The sequence below is a fragment of the Nitrosococcus oceani ATCC 19707 genome (genome assembly GCF_000012805.1).
Classification (GTDB): Bacteria; Pseudomonadota; Gammaproteobacteria; order Nitrosococcales; family Nitrosococcaceae; genus Nitrosococcus; species Nitrosococcus oceani.
The window spans coordinates 1029093-1051062 of record NC_007484.1 but is presented as its reverse complement, the minus strand read 5'-3'; the positions used below and the strand labels follow the sequence as shown (position 1 = coordinate 1051062).

At 48.6% G+C, this 21970-nt stretch carries 22 protein-coding genes; 13 read left to right on the top strand and 9 right to left on the bottom strand.

Annotation, left to right across the window (positions count from 1 at the left end; all coding sequences use genetic code 11):
- Positions 1-69 precede the first annotated feature (69 nt).
- Entirely contained in the window at positions 70-468 is a 399-nt protein-coding gene (locus tag NOC_RS05200) for a VOC family protein (RefSeq protein WP_002811463.1), read from the top strand.
- Positions 469-541: 73 nt separating this feature from the next.
- On the top strand, positions 542-1372 hold the full coding sequence (gene speD / locus NOC_RS05195) for an adenosylmethionine decarboxylase (protein WP_002811356.1): 831 nt from the start codon (positions 542-544) through the stop codon (positions 1370-1372).
- 54 nt (positions 1373-1426) lie between these two features.
- On the opposite strand, the gene NOC_RS05190 is transcribed toward speD, so the two are convergent.
- A complete protein-coding gene (locus NOC_RS05190; protein ID WP_002808867.1) occupies positions 1427-2830 on the bottom strand; it encodes a DUF3482 domain-containing protein in 1404 nt (467 codons plus the stop codon).
- Complete coding sequence (locus tag NOC_RS05185) at positions 2830-4371, bottom strand: DUF2868 domain-containing protein (RefSeq protein ID WP_002811585.1); 1542 nt, start codon at positions 4369-4371, stop codon at positions 2830-2832. The genes NOC_RS05190 and NOC_RS05185 overlap by 1 nt, the downstream gene beginning before the upstream one ends.
- A gap of 409 nt (positions 4372-4780) precedes the next feature.
- On the opposite strand from NOC_RS05185, the gene ccmA reads away from it, so the two are divergent.
- The 9 genes from ccmA to ccmI all read left to right on the top strand — a co-directional run bounded on the left by ccmA (position 4781) and on the right by ccmI (position 11990).
- Positions 4781-5431 (top strand): cytochrome c biogenesis heme-transporting ATPase CcmA, encoded by a 651-nt coding sequence (gene ccmA / locus NOC_RS05180; protein WP_002809040.1) that lies wholly within the window; start codon positions 4781-4783, stop codon positions 5429-5431.
- A gap of 8 nt (positions 5432-5439) precedes the next feature.
- A complete protein-coding gene (gene ccmB, locus NOC_RS05175; protein ID WP_002808973.1) occupies positions 5440-6144 on the top strand; it encodes a heme exporter protein CcmB in 705 nt (234 codons plus the stop codon).
- A gap of 4 nt (positions 6145-6148) precedes the next feature.
- Positions 6149-6901 carry a heme ABC transporter permease gene (locus NOC_RS05170; protein WP_002810388.1) on the top strand — a complete coding sequence of 251 codons (753 nt, stop codon included), beginning with the start codon at positions 6149-6151 and terminating at the stop codon, positions 6899-6901.
- Between the two features lie 232 nt (positions 6902-7133).
- A complete protein-coding gene (ccmD, locus tag NOC_RS05165; RefSeq protein WP_002810698.1) occupies positions 7134-7292 on the top strand; it encodes a heme exporter protein CcmD in 159 nt (52 codons plus the stop codon).
- Positions 7289-7732, top strand: a complete 444-nt coding sequence (gene ccmE, locus NOC_RS05160; RefSeq protein ID WP_011330520.1) for a cytochrome c maturation protein CcmE — start codon at positions 7289-7291, stop codon at positions 7730-7732. Before ccmD ends, ccmE begins: the two co-directional genes overlap by 4 nt.
- Positions 7729-9714, top strand: a complete 1986-nt coding sequence (locus tag NOC_RS05155; RefSeq protein WP_002810391.1) for a heme lyase CcmF/NrfE family subunit — start codon at positions 7729-7731, stop codon at positions 9712-9714. Before ccmE ends, NOC_RS05155 begins: the two co-directional genes overlap by 4 nt.
- The gene (locus tag NOC_RS05150; RefSeq protein WP_002809090.1) at positions 9714-10247 is read left to right on the top strand and encodes a DsbE family thiol:disulfide interchange protein; all 534 of its coding nucleotides are present in this window, start codon (positions 9714-9716) and stop codon (positions 10245-10247) included. Before NOC_RS05155 ends, NOC_RS05150 begins: the two co-directional genes overlap by 1 nt.
- A 1-nt stretch (position 10248) precedes the next feature.
- Positions 10249-10710: a cytochrome c-type biogenesis protein gene (locus tag NOC_RS05145; protein WP_002808858.1), complete on the top strand. Its 462-nt coding sequence runs from the start codon at positions 10249-10251 to the stop codon at positions 10708-10710.
- Entirely contained in the window at positions 10707-11990 is a 1284-nt protein-coding gene (ccmI, locus tag NOC_RS05140; RefSeq protein ID WP_002809027.1) for a c-type cytochrome biogenesis protein CcmI, read from the top strand. Before NOC_RS05145 ends, ccmI begins: the two co-directional genes overlap by 4 nt.
- 84 nt (positions 11991-12074) lie before the next feature.
- Here the strand turns inward: ccmI and NOC_RS05135 are convergent, their stop codons facing one another.
- The 7 genes from NOC_RS05135 to NOC_RS05100 all read right to left on the bottom strand — a co-directional run bounded on the left by NOC_RS05135 (position 12075) and on the right by NOC_RS05100 (position 20331).
- Entirely contained in the window at positions 12075-13004 is a 930-nt protein-coding gene (locus NOC_RS05135; protein ID WP_002809294.1) for a LysM peptidoglycan-binding domain-containing protein, read from the bottom strand.
- Between the two features lie 53 nt (positions 13005-13057).
- A complete protein-coding gene (gene coq7, locus NOC_RS05130; protein WP_011330519.1) occupies positions 13058-13702 on the bottom strand; it encodes a 2-polyprenyl-3-methyl-6-methoxy-1,4-benzoquinone monooxygenase in 645 nt (214 codons plus the stop codon).
- Positions 13703-13822: 120 nt separating this feature from the next.
- Entirely contained in the window at positions 13823-15121 is a 1299-nt protein-coding gene (locus NOC_RS05125) for a (Fe-S)-binding protein (RefSeq protein WP_002808570.1), read from the bottom strand.
- A gap of 345 nt (positions 15122-15466) precedes the next feature.
- Positions 15467-17314, bottom strand: a complete 1848-nt coding sequence (locus tag NOC_RS05120; RefSeq protein ID WP_002809932.1) for an ABC transporter ATP-binding protein — start codon at positions 17312-17314, stop codon at positions 15467-15469.
- A 267-nt stretch (positions 17315-17581) separates the two neighbouring features.
- Positions 17582-17827: a hypothetical protein gene (locus NOC_RS05110; protein WP_244860060.1), complete on the bottom strand. Its 246-nt coding sequence runs from the start codon at positions 17825-17827 to the stop codon at positions 17582-17584.
- Between the two features lie 109 nt (positions 17828-17936).
- On the bottom strand, positions 17937-19349 hold the full coding sequence (locus NOC_RS05105) for an ABC transporter permease (protein WP_002810318.1): 1413 nt from the start codon (positions 19347-19349) through the stop codon (positions 17937-17939).
- 4 nt (positions 19350-19353) lie between these two features.
- Entirely contained in the window at positions 19354-20331 is a 978-nt protein-coding gene (locus tag NOC_RS05100; RefSeq protein WP_002810441.1) for an ABC transporter permease, read from the bottom strand.
- A 489-nt stretch (positions 20332-20820) separates the two neighbouring features.
- On the opposite strand from NOC_RS05100, the gene NOC_RS16700 reads away from it, so the two are divergent.
- Positions 20821-21117 carry a hypothetical protein gene (locus NOC_RS16700; RefSeq protein ID WP_002809238.1) on the top strand — a complete coding sequence of 99 codons (297 nt, stop codon included), beginning with the start codon at positions 20821-20823 and terminating at the stop codon, positions 21115-21117.
- Between the two features lie 10 nt (positions 21118-21127).
- The gene (locus NOC_RS05090) at positions 21128-21901 is read left to right on the top strand and encodes a hypothetical protein (RefSeq protein WP_002808793.1); all 774 of its coding nucleotides are present in this window, start codon (positions 21128-21130) and stop codon (positions 21899-21901) included.
- Positions 21902-21970: the final 69 nt, after the last annotated feature.

Genomic DNA, 21970 nt, shown 5'->3' with positions numbered 1-21970 from the left:
GGTTGTATTAGAAGCCGCCGTAATGGTAGAACTTAAGTTTATAGGTAATTTTTGAGAGGATAGCGACTATTGAATAAACCTCCAGCGACAGCCGGTCTGCGCCATGTGGCCTTATTCGTAAGCGATCTTGATGCCTGCGAAAATTTCTATGTAGAACTCCTTGGGATGCGAGTCGAATGGCGTCCAGATCCAGATAATGTATATCTTACTTCGGGAAACGATAGTCTAGCATTACACCGAACGCCTCCGGATCAACTCCCGGAAGGACCACAGAGATTGGATCATATGGGCTTTGCTATTCGTACTCCTGAGGCGATAGACGCTTGGTATGAGTATCTCAAGGCCCAGCATGTTCCCATAAAAACAATGCCGCGCACTCATCGGGATGGCGCGCGTAGTTTCTACTGTACCGATCCTGCCGGCACAATCCTGCAGCTTATTTACCACTCCTCTTTTACTGCAAAATAGTGGATAATGCGCGGCCCGCTAGAGGAGTTAATAATAGCATCATTAGCCAGCCAGAAGGAAAGGGACACCAGCGATGACCCGTGCCTTTAACAAAATTAAGTTACATGGTTTCAATAACTTAACCAAGACGTTGAGCTTCAATGTTTATGATATTTGTTATGCTCAAACATTCCAGCAGCGCCGAGAATATATTGAATATATCGATGAAGAATATAATGCTGAGCGGCTAACTCATATCCTCACTGAGGTTGCCGAAATTATTGGCGCTAACATCTTGAATGTTGCCCGGCAAAATTATGAACCCCAGGGGGCCAGCGTGACCATGCTGATTGCTGAGGATGAGACTGAGATACATCAGCAATTTACCAACGCGGAAGAACCGGGACCTCTGCCGGAAAGTCTCGTCTGTCACTTAGATAAGAGCCATCTCACCGTCCATACTTACCCGGAGAGTCACCCGGAAAACGGGATTAGTACATTCCGCGCAGACATCGATGTTTCCACTTGCGGCCGGGTATCGCCATTACGAGCTCTAAACTATCTTATTCATAGTTTAGAATCGGATATCGTCACTATGGATTATCGGGTGCGGGGCTTTACCCGCAACGTGTATGGAGGAAAGCATTTTATTGATCACGCCATCAATTCCATTCAAAATTTCATCGCTGAAGACACCAAGGGACGGTACCATATGATCGATGTGAATATTTATCAGGAAAATATCTTTCACACCAAGATGATGCTTAAGGATTTTGAGCTTGATGATTACCTATTTGGAGGAAATGCTTGTGACCTTGCCTCCCAGGAGCAGCAAGCAATTGCTGATCGAGTAAAGAACGAAATGCTGGAAATTTTCTATGGTAAGAATATCCCTCATCCTGATATTGAATCCTCTCGGAGATAGTTTTATCCCGTACTAGAAAATAGCCATATATGATCGCAGTTTAAACCAAGAGCCCTAAACTATTCGATCCGAATCTTCCATAATATTCTCAATAATTCCCGCTAAGCGGTCTACTAAAGTGGGATCGGCATTATTATCCTCCGTATTTCGAAGTTGGGTAAACACTTTTTCTAATTTTTTCCGCTGCTGTTCTGGAAGAGATCGAGCGCTGGCGGTTTCAGTTGCATTATCAAGGCTAAGAATATCCCGTTGAGCATGAGTCCGGCGGGTCACGGCGGCATGGTGATAAAGCGCCCGTCCCAACACCACGTAGGGAAAATTAATGTTGCCGGCGGGTCCCACCCGGAGTTCTGTTCCACCCAACGGCAATCCTAGCATTTTAACGTCCGCAATACGGTTATAAGAGAACCAGGCCGAGGCCCCTCCCACCATGGAACCAATGGTTGCACCCAATAACAAAGAGCTCCCGCCCACTGCTAGATCGACACCCGAACCAACCAATGCTCCACTTGCTGCGCCTGTGGTGAGGAGTTGACGCCGTTTTAACCCCCAAATATTCCAACTATCAAGAGAAAACAGATCCTCATCGAGTACTTCAATTTCTTTTTCCCGGCATTTTAATTCATGGTAATCATAAATGCCTTCAATGGCGCGTCGGCCTTTTTGCTCAAAGCTGCGCAGCTTTGCTTGATACTTTTGAGTCAATGATGCTTTATGAGATTGGGCGTCTTCTTTAGAGGATAGCCGCTTGGTCACCCTAAGCGATATCATTCCGGCCAACATCTCCGCGATACATGAAGCGCTCCGCTGGCGCCGGGCACGGCGGTCTTCTTCTAGGGTTTTTACTGCTAGGCTTAATGGAACCCGCCATTCCTCTCGCAATTGCCCAAAAGCTTTGAGCAATTCAAGACGCTTGTGAAACTCTGCCGTAACCGCATTAAATACTCGAACAATCCTGAAATACTGGCTTAACGCAGCGCGCCACTCTTCAATATAACTATCTTGGCCAATCATATTGATAAGGGCGATGCTAGGCTGACCGGTCCATTGGAGAATTTCCATCTCAGCTTCATACTCCTCGCCATAGGGGCGAGAGCCATCGATAACATACAAAATGCCTGCACCCTTAATGAGAGGTTCAAGCAATTCACATTCGTCAACGAATTTACCCGTATCGCGATGAGATTCCACAAACTGGCAAACGACTGCGGTTCTTTCTGCTGCCGTTGTCGCCCGTGCTTTCATCCATGCCAATACCTGCCGTGCTCGCTGAAACCCTGGTGTATCCACCAAAATATATTGCACTTCACCATCCACCTTCATGGGGAAATGGCGGCATTTAGCAGTGGTACCAGGTATCAATGAAATTTGGACCGAATCGTCCTGGGCAAGTGTAGCCACAATACTCGACTTGCCCTTGTTAGGATGACCCACCACCGCAAATACGGGAGCGGACATTAGCTTGCCTTAAAATTCAATGGGCGAAAATCAAGCTGGGGATCTCCAAGAATCTGCAGCTTTTTCCGCCAAATATCTAAATCACTGGAATCGGCAGAAACCAGATCACCCCTATGGTTAAGCGCTAACGGAATCACCGTAATTAATCGCTGTGGACCCAATGCAGATCGGAGTGCTTCTAAAAAATCTAAAAATTCCAAGAGAGGAGGCTCCCATGATTTTACAGCAACTACAATAGCCATTGTATCCGCCGCCGCTTGCAACTTTCCGATAATACGCTGATCTTGCTCAATAGGGCTTTTACCGCCCGCATGGAACACCTGATCGATCTTTACCGCCATGGCCGCCCGCAACGTATTTTCTAACTGACTTTCATCCAAATTAATTCCAGCCCAATTAACAAGGTACCCCTTAATTCCAGCGAAATTCTCGCCATGAAAAGATGGCACCACCTCTGGCATCGGTACTGCTCCTGCCTCGGGTTCTACCGCCGCCGTTTCAACTACCGCATGATTCATGCGATCAAGAACCTGAGTAGCCCCTGGTGCGTGGATGAAAGCATTGTTTAACGCAACGTTAAGGCGCCAGCGAGCAAAAGCTAACGTAAAAAGCCGTGGTAGCAAACCATAAAAGATAATTGCTAGAAGCAAAAATTGCCACCACTGACCTAGAATGGAAGCATCTTTAGACTCTAGCTTCATTGCATTTGGCAAAATGCCTTCGTCAAGACGATAAAACCGGGTCACCTCAATGAGATTGGCGGAAGGAACAGCGCTCCCAAGCCAATCGCGCCACGGCCAAGCTAATTGCTGTACTAACCAATGGAATTTTTCAGCCTGAAACGTTAATGTCGTACTCCATCCAAAGGCTAGATCAGAAATCGTAACTAGATAAAGGCAGCCGATTAATGCTCCCAAATTGAAAGCCACGGCAAATACCTGGGAGAATTGCAGTATCAACCATTTCCTCACGCGGCCATACGTAATATGGTGCGCCTTTTGGCGACCCAAGGCTGCTTCAAAGGCCAAACGGTAATCTGGCGATAAAAACCGTGCGATTGTAGGCGCTAACCGTCCCGGACTCAACACACCAAAAAGATCCTGCAGTGAGCGTGTTCCAGGGATAAAACGGAGTATATTCCGTGGCAGTGCAATAATAGCGGACATCAGTAAAAGCAGAATTTGGAGTCCCACAAATACCGCCAATACATTAACCACATTGACCGGCTGCGTGCCATCATAGGCGAACACCCCCAATGCTGCTATCCAGCCGACAGTCACCCCGAAAAAAAACAACACTAGCATCACTAAACGAAGGGTTTTAGCGGCATTATTACCAGGGAAATCATGTTTGTTCTCAGCAACCCGCCATAGCCATTGGCGAAGCTGGCTCCGAGGCTTATCTGCAAGGTGCTCCAGCTCTCGCCCAATACTACGGTCACGGCGACGCACATCTCCAGGCTCCATGACGGCATCCAAATCCATTTGTGTACTGAAGTCCACTAAATCAGCGAGAATCGAACGATGGGTTTCCTGTTCCATAAAACCACGGTTTCTTGCTCAATGTAAGGTGATTGGGTCCCTATATTTAAGATAGGATATGATATTTAAACATGGGTTACCCGCCTCTGACGAATTGCTTGGGCATGATAATTTATGATATTTGTTTGGCAGAACTAAATTATCATTTATACCCACTTTATAAATAGCAGGCTAGCCAATGAAACATGGCTATTGGATAACGGAGCAGAGGAAGGCAAAACTGCACAGATATGAGCTTGGTAGTGTAGCATACTTAATGGGTCTGACGATATTTAGCCCCAAAGAACTGCCTTTCATAAGTTATTATGATCCCAAGCTCATGGCTACTAAGTAATGGTAAACTGGTATAATTGAATCATGTTATTATGCTCTGTTGAGCAGACCACAGTAAAGGAAAAAAAGCCTAAATATGGGCAAGGATAACAAGAAACAGACGATGCTGGACCAAGCACAACCACGACTACAAGTGGAGGGACTCGCTGGCCGCCGTGGTGAACGATTACTCTTTAAGAACATGAATTTCACCGTTGACATGGGAGAAGTGCTTGAAGTTTCTGGCCACAATGGCTCAGGCAAGACTACCTTGCTACGCCTGTTGTGCGGGTTGCTATTACCTGAAGAAGGTACACTCCAGTGGCGCGGGCAACCGATCAATAAAATAAGACCCCTGTACCACAGCGAACTTTCCTATGTGGGCCATACCGATGCCATTAAGGGAGAGCTAACTGCCCACGAAAATCTTATGATAGCAGGAGCACTTAACGGAGGGGGCATAGATCCGGAACAGGCGCTAGAACGCGTCGGTTTAACTACAATACGGGAACTCCCCGGCCGATTCCTCTCAGCGGGACAACGCCGCCGCTTAGCGCTGGCCCGCCTATTAGTCAACCGGGCATGGTTGTGGCTTCTGGATGAGCCTTTTACCGCTCTAGATAAAGTGGCCATACGAACCATCGCTACTCTACTAGAGGAACATGCTGCTGCGGGAGGAATAGCGATTTTTACCAGTCATCACGCCATCAATATCGCCCATGCTCGAACCTTAGAAATTTCTGCCTAGACACCTTTATGACCAGTTTAGCCCTACCGATGAATGCATCTACCCTCTCTCATGCCTGCTGGTGGCTCACCAAACGTGATCTCTTATTAGTGCTCAGACACCGCAGCGATGCCGCCAATCCACTCCTCTTTTTTCTCATGGTAGCCAGCATTTTCCCGCTCGGTATCGGACCGGAGAGTGGAGTACTACGACAAATTGCACCCGGTATCATCTGGATTGCAGCCTTGCTTGCCACCTTGCTTTCTTTGGAAGCCATGTTCCGTTCAGATTTTGATGACGGCAGCCTGGAGCAACTTATTCTAAGTCCCCATCCCTTGCCTATACTGGTACTTGCCAAAATCTTTGCGCACTGGCTGGCTACCGGGCTGCCATTGATTTTGCTCGCCCCCCTTTTGGGGTTAATATTTGGCATTTCGGGTTGGCCTCTGGTTATCTTGTTGATAACTCTCCTAGTGGGTACGCCTGCCCTCAGTTTAGTGGGAGCAGTGGGGGTGGCCTTAACCGTAGGGTTAAGGCGGGGTGGCTTACTGCTTACCCTACTATTACTCCCCCTTTATGTCCCTATCTTGATCTTCAGCGCTGGCGCTGTAGAGACAGCCGCCCAGGGCCTGCCTGCCGATGGGCAGCTTTATCTCCTTGGCGCCTTATTAGTATTGGCCGCAACCTTGGCGCCCATCGCCACCTCGGCCGCCTTATGTATCCGAATGAGTTAAACTGATGCATTATCTACCATTCCACCATCGATACCAACATTTAGCCTCTCCAAAATATTTTTATATCTGGTCTGGCCGCCTACTTCCATGGCTAGCGAGCATTACTGCAATCTTGATGATCGTAGGACTTTATTGGGGGTTAGTCGTCGCCCCGGCGGATTACCAACAAGGCGACAGCTACCGAATTATATTTATCCATGTCCCCAGCGCCTGGATGTCCTTGTTCATCTACGTCGTCATGGCTTCGGCAGGTGCTATTGCCCTAATCTGGCGAGTCAAAGTTGCAGAGGTCATTGGCAGTGCCAGCGCTCCATTGGGCGCCTCTTTTACCTTATTAGCGTTAATCACGGGTTCGCTTTGGGGGAAACCCATGTGGGGAACCTGGTGGGTATGGGATGCACGTCTGACCTCAGAGCTAATTCTGTTATTCCTGTATCTAGGTTACATGGCCTTGCAGTCGGCTATCGAAGACCCCCGGCAAGCTGCCCGGGCAGCGGCTATCCTTGCCTTGGTGGGCGTAGTCGACTTACCCATTATTCACTATTCAGTAGAGTGGTGGAATACCTTGCATCAAGGCCCTACAGTCACTAAATTTGACGCTCCGTCTATTCACTGGAGCATGCTAATTCCATTGCTCATTATGGCAACGGCCTTCACAACTTACTATATAACTTTACTCCTGCTCCGGACCCGCTCAGAACTCCTAGAACGAGAGCGTAATAATGGTTGGGTCAAACAGGTGCTAAGTTCTTCTTAACTTCTATTGTTTAAATCTTGCTAGCGAACCAATGAATAATGAACTAGTGGACTGTTCTAGAGTCCATTCTTCGGGCAGGTTTTCCTTAAACTGTTGTAGAAATAGGGATTAAGCTGTGCTTTAGCCCTCGTAACTAGATTTTATAATAGCCGGAGAACTCGCTAACCGGCTATCAAATGAGATAGTACCTAAACATATTTTTAATCACCACCTTGAAATTTTCTCCTGAGTTATGAATACATTGCAGGAATTTTTCCATATGGGCGGATATGCCCTTTACGTATGGACAGCCTATGGAATTGCCGCCGTCGTATTAGTGGGCAATATAATACATGCCCGACTTCGGCAGCGCCGAATAACCCGTCAGCTACAGCGAGAGGATAAGTTATGACTGTGCGTCAAAGGCGGTTTGCGATGGTAATACTGGTAGTTATAGGGGTTTCCATTGCCACTGGACTAGGGCTAAAAGCCTTTCAAGAAAACATTCTCTTTTTTTACAACCCAACTCAAATCATGGCTGGAGAAGTGCCTACGGACACTAGCATTAGAGTCGGAGGAGTGGTGGTTAATGGCAGTGTAAAGCGAGAAAGCGGCAATCTAGATGTACAATTTGACCTCACCGATATGGCGCAGACAGTAACCGTGGTCTATAGCGGTCTCCTCCCTGATTTATTTCGCGAGGGACAAGGGATCGTTGCCATGGGTAAGCTAGGACCCAACAAGGTGTTTGAAGCTAGCGAAGTGTTAGCAAAACACGACGAAGAATATATGCCACCCGAGGTCGCCGACTCGCTTGCCAAAACAAAAGCTAATACCGAGGATAAGCTATGACTCCAGAACTTGGACAACTCGCACTGATTTTAGCCCTCACCCTAGCCTTCTCCCAGGCAATATTGCCTCTTATTGGCGCTCAGCGTGGAATCATAGGCTGGATGAATGTAGCACGAACTGCCGCTTACGGTCAGTGTTTCTTCCTAATCGTTGCCTTCACCTGCCTGGCTATCAGCTTTCTCAATAATGATTTTTCCGTAGCCTATGTAGCCAATAATTCTAATTCCGCGCTACCACCAGCCTATCGTTTTGCCGCCATCTGGGGGTCCCACGAAGGATCACTATTACTGTGGAGCCTAACTCTAGGCCTGTGGACAGTAGCTGTGGCCTTATTTAGCCGTAGCATACCATTAGCCTATGTGGCCCGTGTGCTAGCCGTCATGGGCATGGTTAATGTGGGCTTTCTGTTATTTATGCTCCTAACCTCTAATCCATTTTTACGTCTTTTCCCCGCCCCCTTAGACGGACAAGATCTCAATCCTTTATTGCAAGACCCCGGCCTAGTGATGCACCCCCCCATGCTCTATATGGGTTATGTGGGCTTTTCCGTGGCCTTTAGCTTTGCCATTGCGGCGCTTATCGGCAAACGCCTAGATGCAGCCTGGGCGCGGTGGTCTAGACCCTGGACGGTAGTTGCGTGGTTATTTTTATCTATTGGGATTACCTTAGGGAGCTGGTGGGCCTACTACGAACTCGGCTGGGGCGGCTGGTGGTTCTGGGATCCGGTTGAAAATGCTTCCTTTATGCCGTGGCTTGTGGGTACCGCGCTAATTCATTCCCTTGCCGTGACTGAAAAACGGGATGCCTTCAAGCGCTGGACAGTACTGCTCGCCATTTTTACTTTCTCCCTCAGCCTGCTTGGAACCTTTATAGTGCGCTCCGGGGTACTCACCTCCGTGCATGCCTTTGCAACGGATCCTACGCGGGGTGTTTTTATCCTGATATTGCTAGGACTTGCCGTAGGCGGATCACTCCTTCTCTATGCCGTGCGGGTGCCGCAAGTACAGGATACAGGCCGTTTTCATCTTCTTTCCCGCGAAGGGCTTCTATTGGCGAACAATGTCGTACTCATAGTCGCTGCAGGCAGTGTGTTGTTAGGTACTCTTTATCCACTGGTTCTCGAAGGATTAGGGTTAGGTAAAATCTCGGTAGGACCACCCTATTTTGATACCGTATTTGTGCCTTTAATGGTCATCCTAGCTTTCTTGCTAGGAGCTGGCCCCCTATCCCGCTGGAAGCAGCAAAGCTTAGGGGAACTCGTCAAAAAATTAGGTTTTATCTTTGCCATTAGCTTAACAATTGGAATTCTAGTTCCCTATATCGTTGATAAAGGAGATATTTTCAGCGCAGCCGCCGGGCTGACCGTCGCTATCTGGGTTGCCCTAACAACTCTTCTTGGCCTCTGGAATCGACTCAGAAACCGGGGGGGAATTGTAGCAGGAGCACGTTCCTTATCGCGGAGCTTTATAGGCATGTCCTTGGCCCATACCGGCTTTGCAGTCGCTATTGTCGGCGTCACTTTAACCACTATCTATGGACAGGACCGGGATGTGGGCGTTACCGTTGGCGAGACAGCGGAATTAGGCGCCTATGAGTTCCGCCTAGATAAAATTCATGAGGTTGATGGTCCCAACTATCGGGCTATTGAGGGAACTATATCGGTCTTCAAGGGTGAAGATTTGATCACGACCCTCCACCCCCAAAAACGCATTTACCTAGTACAAACTTCTCCCATGACGGAAGCGGGTATTGATGCAGGGTTATTCCGGGATCTATTCGTTGCCTTGGGAGAATCTCTTGGCAGTAATACTTGGAGTCTACGCATTCAATTTAAGCCTTTTGTACGCTGGATTTGGCTGGGTGGATTATTGATGGCCCTAGGCGGCGCAGTTGCCGCCAGTGATCGACGTTACCGGGTGAGCGTACAAAAAATGCGCTTCAAGCTTAACCCTCCCAAACCTGAGGCTGCGGCTGAAATCTAATGTTGCGCTATACTATTCCCTTAATTATTTTTACAGCTCTGGTCCTGTTCTTTGCTGTTGGCCTACAGCGGGATCCCCGGCAAGTGCCATCGCCGTTTATTGATAAACCAGCTCCGGAGCTGGGGGTTTCCCAGCTCAGAACGCCTAGCAAAGAAATCTACCGCAGCGACCTCCTTGGTAAACCAGCTTTGATCAATGTATGGGCCAGTTGGTGCGTTGCCTGCCGGGCAGAACATGAAGTTCTCATGCGGTTAGCGAGAGAAACCCGGTTGCCCATCATTGGCCTCAACTACAAAGATGAACGAGGAGCTGCATTACAATGGCTAGCTAATCTTGGCGACCCTTATGCAGCCATTGCCGTCGATACTGATGGGCAGGTGGGCATCGAGTGGGGCGTTTATGGGGTCCCTGAGTCCTTTCTCCTCGATCCCGAAGGCGTTATTCGTTATAAGCAGATTGGTCCCTTAACCTGGAAGGTTGTAGAAGATAAGCTGCTCCCTCTAATTCGGTCATTCGAAACTCAAGGGGGTTAAAATGATCCGGACATTACTATTGATGGTTATCTTGGCGGGACCACAGGTGGTCTTTGCCGCCGATCCTGCCATTTTCAAGTTTGACGACCCAAGTCAAGAAGCCAGATTCCAGCAACTGGCTGAAGAACTGCGGTGTTTAGTCTGCCAAAACCAATCCCTTGCCGATTCCCATGCCGATCTAGCGGGCGATTTGCGGCGCGAAATTTATCAAAAGATGCAACAGGGCGCCAGCAATGAGGAAATCGTTGATTTTCTGGTACAGCGTTATGGGGATTTTGTCCTTTACCGACCACCGATGCAGCCTACCACCTATTTGCTTTGGTTCGGGCCTGTATTACTTTTATTATTGGGATTCGGGGTATTCATCGTTGCCATGCGAAGACGCCACCAAACCTTGACCCCTACCCTTTCTGAAGCGGAACATCGCCGTATGGCTAAACTACTGGAGGAAGAGAACTCATGACTTCCTTGTCAATATTTTGGATAGCTGCAGGAATAATGGTGCTTCTTGCACTCAGTTTTTTGCTCCCCCCCTTATTACGCCGCCATAATCAACAGGTTCTTGATGAAACGACGGCGGAGATCGCGATTTACCGTGAACGACTGCGGGAACTACGTGCGGAGCTTCGCAATGGTACTCTAAACGAGGAACAATTTGCCCTAGCCCGGCGCGAGCTAGAAGAAGCTATGGCTGCCGATCTTGCTACGGGCAGCACACCTTCTACTGAACTCAAACCAAAGCGGCATTGGATCACTGCGCTCTTTCTGCTCTTACTCACGCCTTCACTCGCCTTCGTGGCCTATCAACAACTTGGAGCAAGCGATCAAGTTGCGCGTTTTTTGGCCATGGAAGAAGGTTCTCAGCAAGAAATGGATACCATGCGTCACGCCATGGAGGGACTTAAAGCACGGCTTGCGGAACACCCCGAAGATGTCAGAGGATGGCAATTGTTAGGACGCACCTATTTGGCTACCAATGAATTTGCGAAAGCTTCCGAAGCATTAGGCCGTGCCTATACTTTAGATGACCAAAATCCCGATGTCATTTTAGATTATGCGGAAGCCCTCGCCGCAAGCCAAGGACGGCGCCTGCAGGGAGCGCCTTTGAAGCTGGTACATCGTGCGCTTGAACTCGCCCCCCAGCATCCCAAAGCATTGTGGTTGGCAGCGGTAAACGCGCTTCAAACAAACCAGGACGAAGAAGCAAAATCCTACCTCCAACGACTGGCTTCTCAGCTCCCACCAGGTAGCGAGGAAGAACGTATGGTGCGCGCCCATTTAGCGCAATTAGCACCAGAAATGGCAGCTGGTGGAGCAACAACGGAGGCTCGCGTTACTACCGAAGCGCGAGCCCCGGCAACCACTACCAACACGGAAGAAGGGGATACGCCAGCCCCTCGCATCGAGGTGAAAGTAGCGCTTGATCCTGCCCTGCAGGGTGAGGTCTCTGAAAGCTCTACCGTCTTCGTTTTCGCCCGTGCAGCTAAAGGTCCTCCCATGCCCTTAGCCGCTGCCCGGCACCAGGTTAAAGATCTACCTCTTACAGTGGTATTAAATGACTCCATGGCGATGATGCCGAGCATGAAGATGTCGAATTTTAGCGAGTTTCAAGTCGGGGCCCGAGTTTCTTGGTCAGGCAATCCGGTACCTCAAAGTGGTGATTTCGAAGGATTTGCGGAAGGTATTATTCCAGCTACCTCTTCCAAACCGGTATCGGTGGTCATTAACCAGCGCGTACCTTAAAAGCAAAAACTCTGTACAATAAAAGAAGGGCGAATCGCTAGCGATTCGCCCTTCTTTTTTAGCTAACCTTTACCAAATATGTAATTAATCATTTGGATCAGGAACGGTTAACTTCATCCCTACCAACAATTGGTCAGGATTTTCCAATTGATCCTGGTTAGCTTCATAAATTAAACGCCACTTACCCGCATCACCGTAAACACGGTCAGCGATAACGGAAAGAGAATCGCCTGACTGAACAGTTACCGTCTGTGGAAATGATCCTTCAGCCTGGGATCTGGTTGGAGCTTCTTCAAATGATGGAGTTACCGCAGCAAAATCTTCCTCCTCCGCTTCCTTCATCTTATTATTAGCTTCTCCCCTCTTTTGGGTCTCCTCTACTTGCCGCTCAGTTCCTCTAAACTGCCCAGTAGCTTGCTCAGCTTGTTCTCCAACCGCTTCTTCTGGTTGCTCTTGTTCAGGTATGGTAAATTCCTCGGTAGAAAATTGATCTTCTTCTTCATCGAAGAACTGAGGCTCCTCCGGCGCAGTCCCTATTACAGTATTACCTTCAACGGCTGATCCCTCTGCTTGCGGCTCTACTGTACTGGGAGTGGAAGCTTCTTCTTCGTTAGGTTCACTCCCTACCCCTAATTCCTCTAAAATCGAAGCAAACTCATCTTCTTCCTCGCTGGGAGTTGAGGATGCAAACTCATCTTCTTCACTGGGAGCTGTAGATGCAAATTCTTCTTCAGTGCCTCCTTGCTGGGAAGGTTCCAACTCGGTGGTGTTTGACTCAGCCATTTGCGGGCTAGCAACTTCCGATTCTTTGCTTGCCACGGCTTCTTCTTCGCCTTTACCATTGAGATACATCCATACCGCGCCTCCCGCTAACACGACGATCAGCAAAAGCACGATGATGACAGACCAAATCTGCCCACGATTTTTAGAACGCCCATATTCGGGCCGTTCAGAACCTGGCCGCCTATAGGCGGACCGTACGTAATTAGAATCGCCACGTTTAAAATCGGCCATAGCTTCTTGCTCCTATATTGATATTAGCTACTCTTAAATAATGGTTAGAAAGGCTATATCCAATACGCCGTTCGGGTCATCACTTTCGATGCGGCCCCCATCAAGGCCTTAATGGAAGAAGGTAACTCCACTCCACCGGCTTCTAAAGCCACTGTAGCATGCCGGGCTTCATCCTCTTTCATTTGCTCTAAGATAGCCCGGCTTGGGGCATCTTGAGCGGAAATACGATCTAAGTGCCGCTCTATGTGCTTAACAACTTGATGTTCCGTCTCGGCCACAAAGCCTAAACTCCACTTGTCTCCCGCCATCCCCGCCAAGGCGCCGATGACAAAAGATCCACCATACCAAAAAGGGCCGAGGTAACTGGTATGGGCCCCAAGCTCTTGTACTCGCTGCTGACACCAAACGAGGTGCTCGTTCTCTTCCCGGGCGGCATTCTCCATAGCCTTTCGAATCTCGGTAAGGCGTGCAGTTAATGCCTGTCCTTGATATAAAGCTTGAGCGGCCACTTCCCCCGCGTGATTGACCCGCATCAGGCATCCTGAAAGCCTCCGTTCTTTCTCACTTAATGCTCCTTCTGCAATGCCAGAGGCAGGACTAGCCCTTTCGGTTGTCCGAGGTTGCCCAAAAACCGTACGTAAAGCATCGTCAAAATTAATGATGACACGGTCAAGCTGCGACAATCTTCTCCCTTCCATTCCCTGCTCCATTATTGCTTTTTCAATTAACCTAAGAATAGTCTTGCTTAACCTTAGGTAACAAGAAGATTCTTAATCTCTTCCCCATGCAAAAACAAAAATTCCAAGTATATATTATTACTAAAAACTAAGTTGCCGAGCTAATAATTGCACAGGATGCAATATTTCAATAGGAAGAGCCGCCTCTTTTATCCCCGCAGCCAAATACAGCGCACACCCAATATTAGAGGTCACCAAAATATCAGGTTGAATTTTCTGTAAGGCGTTTATTTTCTCGGCACGTAGAAATTGGGCGAATTCTGGCTGGGTTAGCATATAGCTTCCAGCGGCGCCACAGCATTGCCCGTTGCTTGGGAGCGGTAAAATATCAGCCTCTGGAATTCGGCGCAATAAAGTATATACCGCCTCGTGCTGGTGCAAAACATGGCGCAAGCTGCAAGGATCTTGTACCGCAATCCGTTTTGCCAGAGGCTTCAGGGTTACGCTTGCCGGCCAAGCCCTTTGAAGTAGAAATTGGTTAACATCCCAAAGTTTACCAGCAAAATCGCGAGCAGCGACAGCCTCCATTCCCACCTCTTGCAGCCACTGAGGATAGTCTACCAGACTCGTTGTGCAACCACTGGCAGTGCAGAGAATCGCTTCGACTTCCGCAGTAGCAAATGCTGTGATGTTTTCAACCGCTAGTGCCAAGGCTCGTTCCCATTCACCGTCGTGTCTAGCCAAAGCACCACAGCAAACCTGCTTCCTAGGAATATGGACCCCATAACCTACCTGGTTTAGCAATTGCACCGTTGCCATTAATGAGGGTTGATCCACCACATCAGTAACGCAACCTGTAAATAAAGCGACTTGGCCCCGCTCCTTGCCCTGAGCAGGAAAAAAGGGCTGCCATCCTTGCCGAGGAGGTAATTCAGGCAGCAAAGCCTCTAGCGAAGCCCATCCTAAAGCTTCCAACAACCCGCTGCGCCGAGCTAACCCTACAACCCCTATGCGCTGGGCCAGTCTCATCAATCCTCCAAGACCACGAAGTAAGGTTGGACGAGGGATTAGCCACTGGTGGAGGAGATGTTTTTTAACCCGTTGCCCACGGGACTGCTGGACTCGGACTTGAGCACGGACGGTATCAATTAAACGCCCATAGGGAACATCAGAAGGGCAAACTGACTCGCAGGCGCGGCAAGTTAGGCAGCGTTCCAAATGGCCTAACAAGGGCGGAGTAGGCGCCAGCTGATTCTGTGCTAATGCCCTAATGAGAGAAATCCGGCCTCGGGGAGATTCACTTTCATCGCCAGTCAAGAGGTAAGTAGGGCAATGGGGCAAACACAATCCACACCTGACACAACTATCCGTCCCTTTCTCCAGAAACGCTATTCCTTGTGTTTTATAGGATGAACAGGCATCCTGCCCAAGCTGAGACATAATTTTATAGAGGCGATTTGAGAAAAGATAGACTAATAATTAAAATTATAGCAGAATCAGGAGTAACTCTCGGCACAGTGAATACCGCCTTATCCAGCTTAATTCTCACTGCTGATAAAAGGAACACGCTTAACGGGGAGTAATCGCCAGATTTCTATTTGGCCTTCCGATCCCTTATTTCACCTGCATCTAGAATTCGCTCGGATACGGCGATGACCGCTATAACATCGAAAGGGACATGTTATTTCCCTCAATAATAACCGTCACCGATTTCCATACCTCGATGTTATAACAGACTGGCCGATGTAGGCGCTTTACCGCTTGCTGACCTAAGTCCAATATTTTTTAATCCCTCTCTACCGACGGCACCGCAGCAAGGAGCGTTTTAGTATAAGAATGTTGAGGTCGCTGAAGCACTTGGGTCACCGTTCCTTCTTCCACGATACGGCCCAAATACATCACCGCTATCCGATGGGCCAAATATTCAACTACCGCCAGATTATGGGTAATGAATAAATAGGACAGACCAAACTCATGCTGAACTTCCCGCAGCAAATTCAAGATTTGGGCCTGGACGGAAACATCCAAAGCACTGGTCGGTTCATCGCAAACAATAAGCTTGGGCTTAACTGCTAAAGCACGGGCGATACAGATCCGTTGCCGCTGCCCGCCAGAAAATTCGTGGGGGTAACGATCCCGAGCTTCAGCCGGCAACCCTACCCGCTGCAATAATTCAGCAACCCGCTCTTGCCGGGCCTCTGCGCTTCCCCCTACTCGCTGAACAATCATGCCTTCTTCTACAATATCAGCAACCGTCATGCGCGGATTCATGGAAGCAAAGGGATCTTGGAAGATAACCTGGAAATCAGCCCGCCGCTGGCGCAGGGCGCGTCCCTTAAGCCTAGTCAATTCTTCACCGTTAAATCGCACACTACCAGCAGTCACCGGCAACAGCTGCAAGATCCCTTTACCCGTGGTGGTCTTACCACAGCCCGATTCCCCCACTAAAGCCAACGTTTCAGCACGGCGAATTTCCAGGGAAACACCATCAACCGCTTTAATATGACCGCTCATCCGCCGTAGTATTCCCTTGCGAATAGGGAAATACACTTTCAGGTCTTCTACCTTGAGCAGCACTTGACCCGCAGGTTGTACCGCTGACAAAGGCGATCGGGCATAATTATCCTGGCCCGCTGGAGGCCGGCTCGGAGCAATATCTGGATCATAAAGATGACAACGAACATGGTAGCCAGATTCAGCCAAAATCCACTTAGGGGCCTGTATTCGGCAGGCTTCCCAGGCAAAGTCACAACGATCAGCAAAACGGCAAGCCTTAAAAGGTTGAGTGAGAGGAGGAACGTTTCCCTGGATAACATTCAAACGCTGATCCCGCTTGCCATGGGTAGGGAGCGCTTCAAAGAGTTTGCGGGAGTATGGGTGGAGCGGGTCGGCGAAAAAACGCTCCCGACTGGCCTGTTCCACCAGGTGCCCCGCATACATCACCCCGATCCGATCGGCCATCTGGGACACAACCCCTAGGTCATGCGTAATCAAAAGAATAGAGAGGCCCCGTTCCCTTTGCAACCCTTTGAGCAGTTCTAAAATTTGGGCTTGGATAGTCACATCCAAGGCAGTCGTAGGCTCATCCGCAATCAGCAGCTCGGGCTCTCCGGCTAGGGCCATGGCGATCATAACTCGCTGCCTCATTCCTCCCGAAAATTGGTGGGGATAATCATCGATGCGCTGCCTAGGATGGGGAATGCCCACCGCTTCCAAAAGCTCCAAAACCCGCTGGCGGAGAGAATAACGCCGCAGGCCAAGGTGGACACGCAAGCTCTCGCCGATTTGATCTCCTATGGTAAAAACGGGGTTCAGGGAAGTCTGGGGTTCTTGAAAAATCATCGCAATCTTTCGGCCCCGTAACTTGCGCATAGCTCTTTCTGGCAACTCTAGCAGATTACGATTCTCTAGGACTATTCTTTGCGCGGCTATATGGCCTGGAGGAACAGCTATCAGCCTCATTACCGAAAGCGCCGTCATGGATTTACCACAGCCGGATTCTCCTAGCAGCACAAAAGTCTCGCCTGGATTAATTTCAAAATCCACTCCATCGACAGCCCGTACCGTCCCCGCCAGGGTTTCAAACCAAGTTTTGAGCCCTTCGACCTGCAGTAGGGGTTCAGTCAAAGGCATGCTCCTTCTTCTCCCCCAGGGGTGGGCGCCCGTTACTACTTCCAGCGGTACCTGCAATCACCCCAAAAAAGTGACTTGGGCCTCCCGTAGTAGTTCGGCAAACAATTCTTCGGCTTTGGGAGAGTGCCGTAGATCTTCCAAATGCTCCCGCATTGTTCGAGACCACAGCAATAAATAAAGTAATAATTGCAAAGACCATAGTAGGAATAGAGCGAACCAGCGTGCTGATCACAAGAAGCATTTCCGCAATAACGAAGATTAGCCGCATCACCCGATAATAGGCGCGCTAGACGGGCAATAGTGGTAAATTGCTCCATCACAAAGATTAGCGAAAAAATTACAAAAAAAATTAGATGGCCCCCAACCATTGCCAAAGTAGCGACGATAATAGAGCATAGCCGCATACATCTTGAAAGCTGCTTCAACAATAAAAACGATAATAATGACCTGATTGCTTAATTTCAGATAATAACCACGTTCGCTCTCCAGGCTCAGAGCTATTTCCAGCCCCAAAATTGCCCCGTTGGCCAATATAATAGCAATAACTCAAACCCCTTAGTCCTGCCAAGCCTTGGCAGCGCTGTTTTAGTGTGAGGACAGGTATTTGTTGTACCGACATTCACTATCCCATTCGCGGATCCAACGCTTCCCGTACCACATCAGAAAACAGATTAGCGGCGAGAACCAGGATAAACATAAATAGGAAAGCCGCTGTTAAAGACCACCACACCATCGGTTCCCGAGCCATTTCCAGGCGGGCGCTGTTGATCATATTGCCCCAGCTCATAGTGGAAGGATCAACCCCTACCCCCACATAGGATAATACCGCTTCGGCTAGCACAAGCCCGCTGAAATCCAGCACTACCGATATCAACACGATATGCATCACATTAGGTAAAATATGATGGAGCAAAATCTTGCTTCGGCTTACTCCAAAAGCTTGGGCCGCCAAAACATAGTCGGCTTCCCGAAGCTTGAGGGTCTCCCCCCGCAGGATTCGGCATAATCCAGTCCAACTGGTCACTCCAAGAATAAGGCAAAGAAAGAGAAGACGCAGATCAGCCCGCTCGGCTACGGTCCCAAACTTCTCCGGATGGTTACCAATATAGACTTCCAGCATGAGGATCGCCGCTGCGATCAGCAATACCCCGGGGATAGAATTAAGGGTAGTATAGATATATTGAATAATATCATCTATCCAGCCCCGAAAATAACCTGCAACGATTCCCAGCATCAACGCAAGGGGGAGCATCACCAAGGTAGTCAGTGTGCCAATCACAAGCCCCGTACGAATACTCTTCAAACTCTGATAAAAAACATCCTGGCCAACTTTATTAGTTCCAAAAATATGGTAATCCTGGCTTAAGGCAGCAGCTATAAAGGCGAATATCAACACAATCCCAACTGTGATACAAGCAACCCGCCATGGGGCGTTTGGACTACCCCGCAACACCCACCCCAGATAAACGGAATAGCTCACGCCCCGCCGTTTTGCCAACCAGGCTAGCCCCAAAAGGGTGAGAAACAACCAGCAAAAGAGACCTTTTCCGCCGGCTAGGAATACTGTCTGAGTTATATCACGCCAACGTTCTGCCGGATCGACTAAATGGACCCCTCCATATTTCAATCGAGGATAAGCTCGTAGCTGCTCTCCATCTGGTAGGGTTACTAACGCTTTCGTATAAAGATGGGTAGCAAAGGGAGCCGAATAGGTGGTCTCTATCTGTTCTCGTAAATGAAAAACCCACAGATCCAGCAGGCTGAGTACCTCGGAAGAATATTGAACCGAAGTAGTTGCCTGCAGAGCTGGGGGAAGCGTTAAAGCCTGACGTAAATGGACCGAATCCAAAAGACCTATTAAAGCATAGGCGAGAAGAATCACCGAGGTAATTTGGCCGCGGCGGCTGCGCAAAACATGCTTCCAGGCTGCGCGCAGGTATTTGCGTCGGCAAATCACGCCTATTGCTACTGCCAACAGGGCTAGTAACAGGTAGATGAGAATATCGGTCCAGAGAAAAACAGGCTGAAAAGACATTATTTCAGTTAAGACGTACCCGCGGATCTACTAGAGTATAGGAGATATCAGTTAGAATCAGACCCAAGATATAGAGCACCGATCCCAAAAATACCATAGCGCGCACAATGGCAAAATCTTGGGCTTGGATGGCATCGATGGTATAACTACCAAGGCCGGGGATGCCAAAAAAAGACTCCAAAATAAGACTACCCAAAAATAGAGTAGGTAAAATCACCACAGCCCCCGTCAAAATAGGAATCAAAGCATTTTTTAGTATGTGCTTAAACAGCACTTTGAACTCGGATAAACCCTTAGCGCGGGCCGTACGGACGTAATCCTTACCCACCTCTTCCAAAAATAAGGTTCGATACCACCGGGCGCCAGCCCCAATACCTGAGATAATCCCAATAATGATGGGCAAGATGATGAATTTAAAAGCATCCAATCCACCCACATAGCCGGAAACAGGAACCAAATGCATCAGCTTACCTACCAGGTACTGACCCATAATCACATAAAATAGTGTGGAGATAGACATTAAGGCCACACAAAGCACCACCCCTCCCAAATCTAAATAGGTGCCGCGGAAAAAAACCATTAATAACGCAAAGGTAGTATTCACTAGTAGGCCCCCTATAAAAATAGGCGCTGCAATGGCTAAACTGGGCCACATACGGGTTCGGAGATCGTGGCCAATATCTCGCCCATCATCAGCATGGCCAAATTGGAAGAGAAATAAAGAAATCGATTTAGTAAAAAAAATAGTTTCAGTAAATTTATCCTCTCCCTTCGCATCGCTGTTCCAGAATAAGGGCTTATCATAGCCTCGTTCCCGCTTCCAGGCGTCTATGGCTTCCTGAGTGACGCGCTTAGTACCAAGATGCATTCGGGCCATATCATCCGGGCTGTTGATTCCAAAAAATAAAGCAAAAGTCAAAATATTGACTCCCACTAGGATTGGAATAGCATAGAGGATACGGCGAACAATATAAGCCAGCATAAGAACTAGGCGCTCCTATCCTTGACTGCCGTAAGACAGATTAAGCATGGCAGGAAAATTTGGGCTGTACATAAAAATTCCATTTAACCTCACCGCAGCAGCTCCAGAGTTACTTCATTCTCGCATACACCATCCCGTTCGAATATACCGGTGTTTTGCAGCGTAGTTTGCGCAAGGGTGTTTCGAAAAACACTAATTCACGGTCAATATCACGGTTAGCCGCCAATAAAAATTGGCGATCGTACGGTTGTGGGCACTACAGGCAGCTATTTTCATAAACTTTCACGGCCCGGAAACCTCTAATTTTAATTAGGGAAAGGTTGGCTACAACCTCCCTACCAAAACTATATACTCTATATTTTGCTGATAACAGCCCATGTATGTTACTAAATAACATGGTCTAATAAACGCTGCACCCATAGTTAGCACCAAGACCAGAACTATATAGGTATTAATTTTTTAATAAATAAATAGGGGCTTAACAATCTAATGGGACTACAAGAATTTAAAAACTCACTGGGCGCGGACCAGCCCCCCCAGGACTTCCCTTTACCCCTTCAGGCGTTATGGTACGAGGCTAAAGGGGATTGGCATCAAGCTCACCATCTTGCTCAATCAGCTGGAGATAAGGCCGGAGCTTGGATACATGCCTACCTACATCGAAAGGAGGGAGACCCTTCAAATGCTGCTTATTGGTATTCTCGCGCTGGCCAAACTCCATCTCAATTGCCTTTGGAAACAGAATGGGAAAACATCGCTCAAGCATTACTACAACAATATACCTAAAGAAATCTCAATGAAAACATTATCTCTAACGGCTTGGTTTTGGCTTACCCTAGCGGGGTATCTGGCGATAGCAGGAGGAACCGGCCTTGCCTTTGCCGAGGAAACCCATATTATGATTCGGGCGCGCGCTGTGGATGCTAAATTCATTGGCAGCGGTGTAGGCGGCATGCGGGCTGTAGTAGAAGACCCCAAGACGGGAGTTATTCTTGATGAAGGCGAGATCCGGGGGAGCACTGGCGACACTACTTTACTCATGAGAACCCCTCCTGAGCGGGGCCAACAAATAGCCACAGAAGCTACGGCGGGTTACCTGGCTACCGTAAATATTGAGCGGCCCCGCTTACTCCGCTTCCGAATATGGGGTCCCTTGGGCGCTCACCAATCTCAGCAAGAAGCCGCGGTAACTTCTTGGGTGATCCCCGGTAGAGATATTATTGGCGATGGGATTATTATCAATCTACCTGGCTTTATCGTAGATGCTTGGACTCACGTATCAAGAGATAATCAGGTCCACATCCATGCAAAGATCACGATGATGTGCGGCTGTCCCATCATGAAGGATGGCCTATGGCCACCGGATAGACTGGAAGTCAAAGCCATTCTCACGCAAAATGGCGAGAAGTTACGAGAGATAACACTCCCCTTTGCTGGTCCCGCCAACCTTTTTCAAGGTAAGACCTCAATTAAGGAACCTGGAATTTATGAAATAATAGTCTACTCCTACGACAAAACCACAGGGAATACGGGAGCGAACCAAACAATGGTGCAAATAGCCTCCGAATGAATCTTTGTCCAACTGAGCAAGGATTTCAGCATCACTCGCAGCCCTTTGGAAGGTTATCCCTGCTATTTA

Bases quoted from the DNA above. Each gene is read 5' to 3' on its own strand.
- ccmD (WP_002810698.1), top strand. From the start codon at position 7,134: ATGAATACATTGCAGGAATTTTTCCATATGGGCGGATATGCCCTTTAC.
- ccmE (WP_011330520.1), top strand. From the start codon at position 7,289: ATGACTGTGCGTCAAAGGCGGTTTGCGATGGTAATACTGGTAGTTATA.
- NOC_RS05120 (WP_002809932.1), bottom strand. From the start codon at position 17,314: ATGCCTTTGACTGAACCCCTACTGCAGGTCGAAGGGCTCAAAACTTGG.
- NOC_RS05145 (WP_002808858.1), top strand. From the start codon at position 10,249: ATGATCCGGACATTACTATTGATGGTTATCTTGGCGGGACCACAGGTG.
- ccmA (WP_002809040.1), top strand. From the start codon at position 4,781: ATGGGCAAGGATAACAAGAAACAGACGATGCTGGACCAAGCACAACCA.
- ccmI (WP_002809027.1), top strand. From the start codon at position 10,707: ATGACTTCCTTGTCAATATTTTGGATAGCTGCAGGAATAATGGTGCTT.
- NOC_RS05090 (WP_002808793.1), top strand. From the start codon at position 21,128: ATGAAAACATTATCTCTAACGGCTTGGTTTTGGCTTACCCTAGCGGGG.
- NOC_RS16700 (WP_002809238.1), top strand. From the start codon at position 20,821: ATGGGACTACAAGAATTTAAAAACTCACTGGGCGCGGACCAGCCCCCC.
- speD (WP_002811356.1), top strand. From the start codon at position 542: ATGACCCGTGCCTTTAACAAAATTAAGTTACATGGTTTCAATAACTTA.
- coq7 (WP_011330519.1), bottom strand. From the start codon at position 13,702: ATGGAAGGGAGAAGATTGTCGCAGCTTGACCGTGTCATCATTAATTTT.
- NOC_RS05150 (WP_002809090.1), top strand. From the start codon at position 9,714: ATGTTGCGCTATACTATTCCCTTAATTATTTTTACAGCTCTGGTCCTG.
- NOC_RS05170 (WP_002810388.1), top strand. From the start codon at position 6,149: ATGCATTATCTACCATTCCACCATCGATACCAACATTTAGCCTCTCCA.
- NOC_RS05100 (WP_002810441.1), bottom strand. From the start codon at position 20,331: ATGCTGGCTTATATTGTTCGCCGTATCCTCTATGCTATTCCAATCCTA.
- NOC_RS05190 (WP_002808867.1), bottom strand. From the start codon at position 2,830: ATGTCCGCTCCCGTATTTGCGGTGGTGGGTCATCCTAACAAGGGCAAG.
- NOC_RS05125 (WP_002808570.1), bottom strand. From the start codon at position 15,121: ATGTCTCAGCTTGGGCAGGATGCCTGTTCATCCTATAAAACACAAGGA.
- ccmB (WP_002808973.1), top strand. From the start codon at position 5,440: ATGACCAGTTTAGCCCTACCGATGAATGCATCTACCCTCTCTCATGCC.
- NOC_RS05155 (WP_002810391.1), top strand. From the start codon at position 7,729: ATGACTCCAGAACTTGGACAACTCGCACTGATTTTAGCCCTCACCCTA.
- NOC_RS05185 (WP_002811585.1), bottom strand. From the start codon at position 4,371: ATGGAACAGGAAACCCATCGTTCGATTCTCGCTGATTTAGTGGACTTC.
- NOC_RS05105 (WP_002810318.1), bottom strand. From the start codon at position 19,349: ATGTCTTTTCAGCCTGTTTTTCTCTGGACCGATATTCTCATCTACCTG.
- NOC_RS05135 (WP_002809294.1), bottom strand. From the start codon at position 13,004: ATGGCCGATTTTAAACGTGGCGATTCTAATTACGTACGGTCCGCCTAT.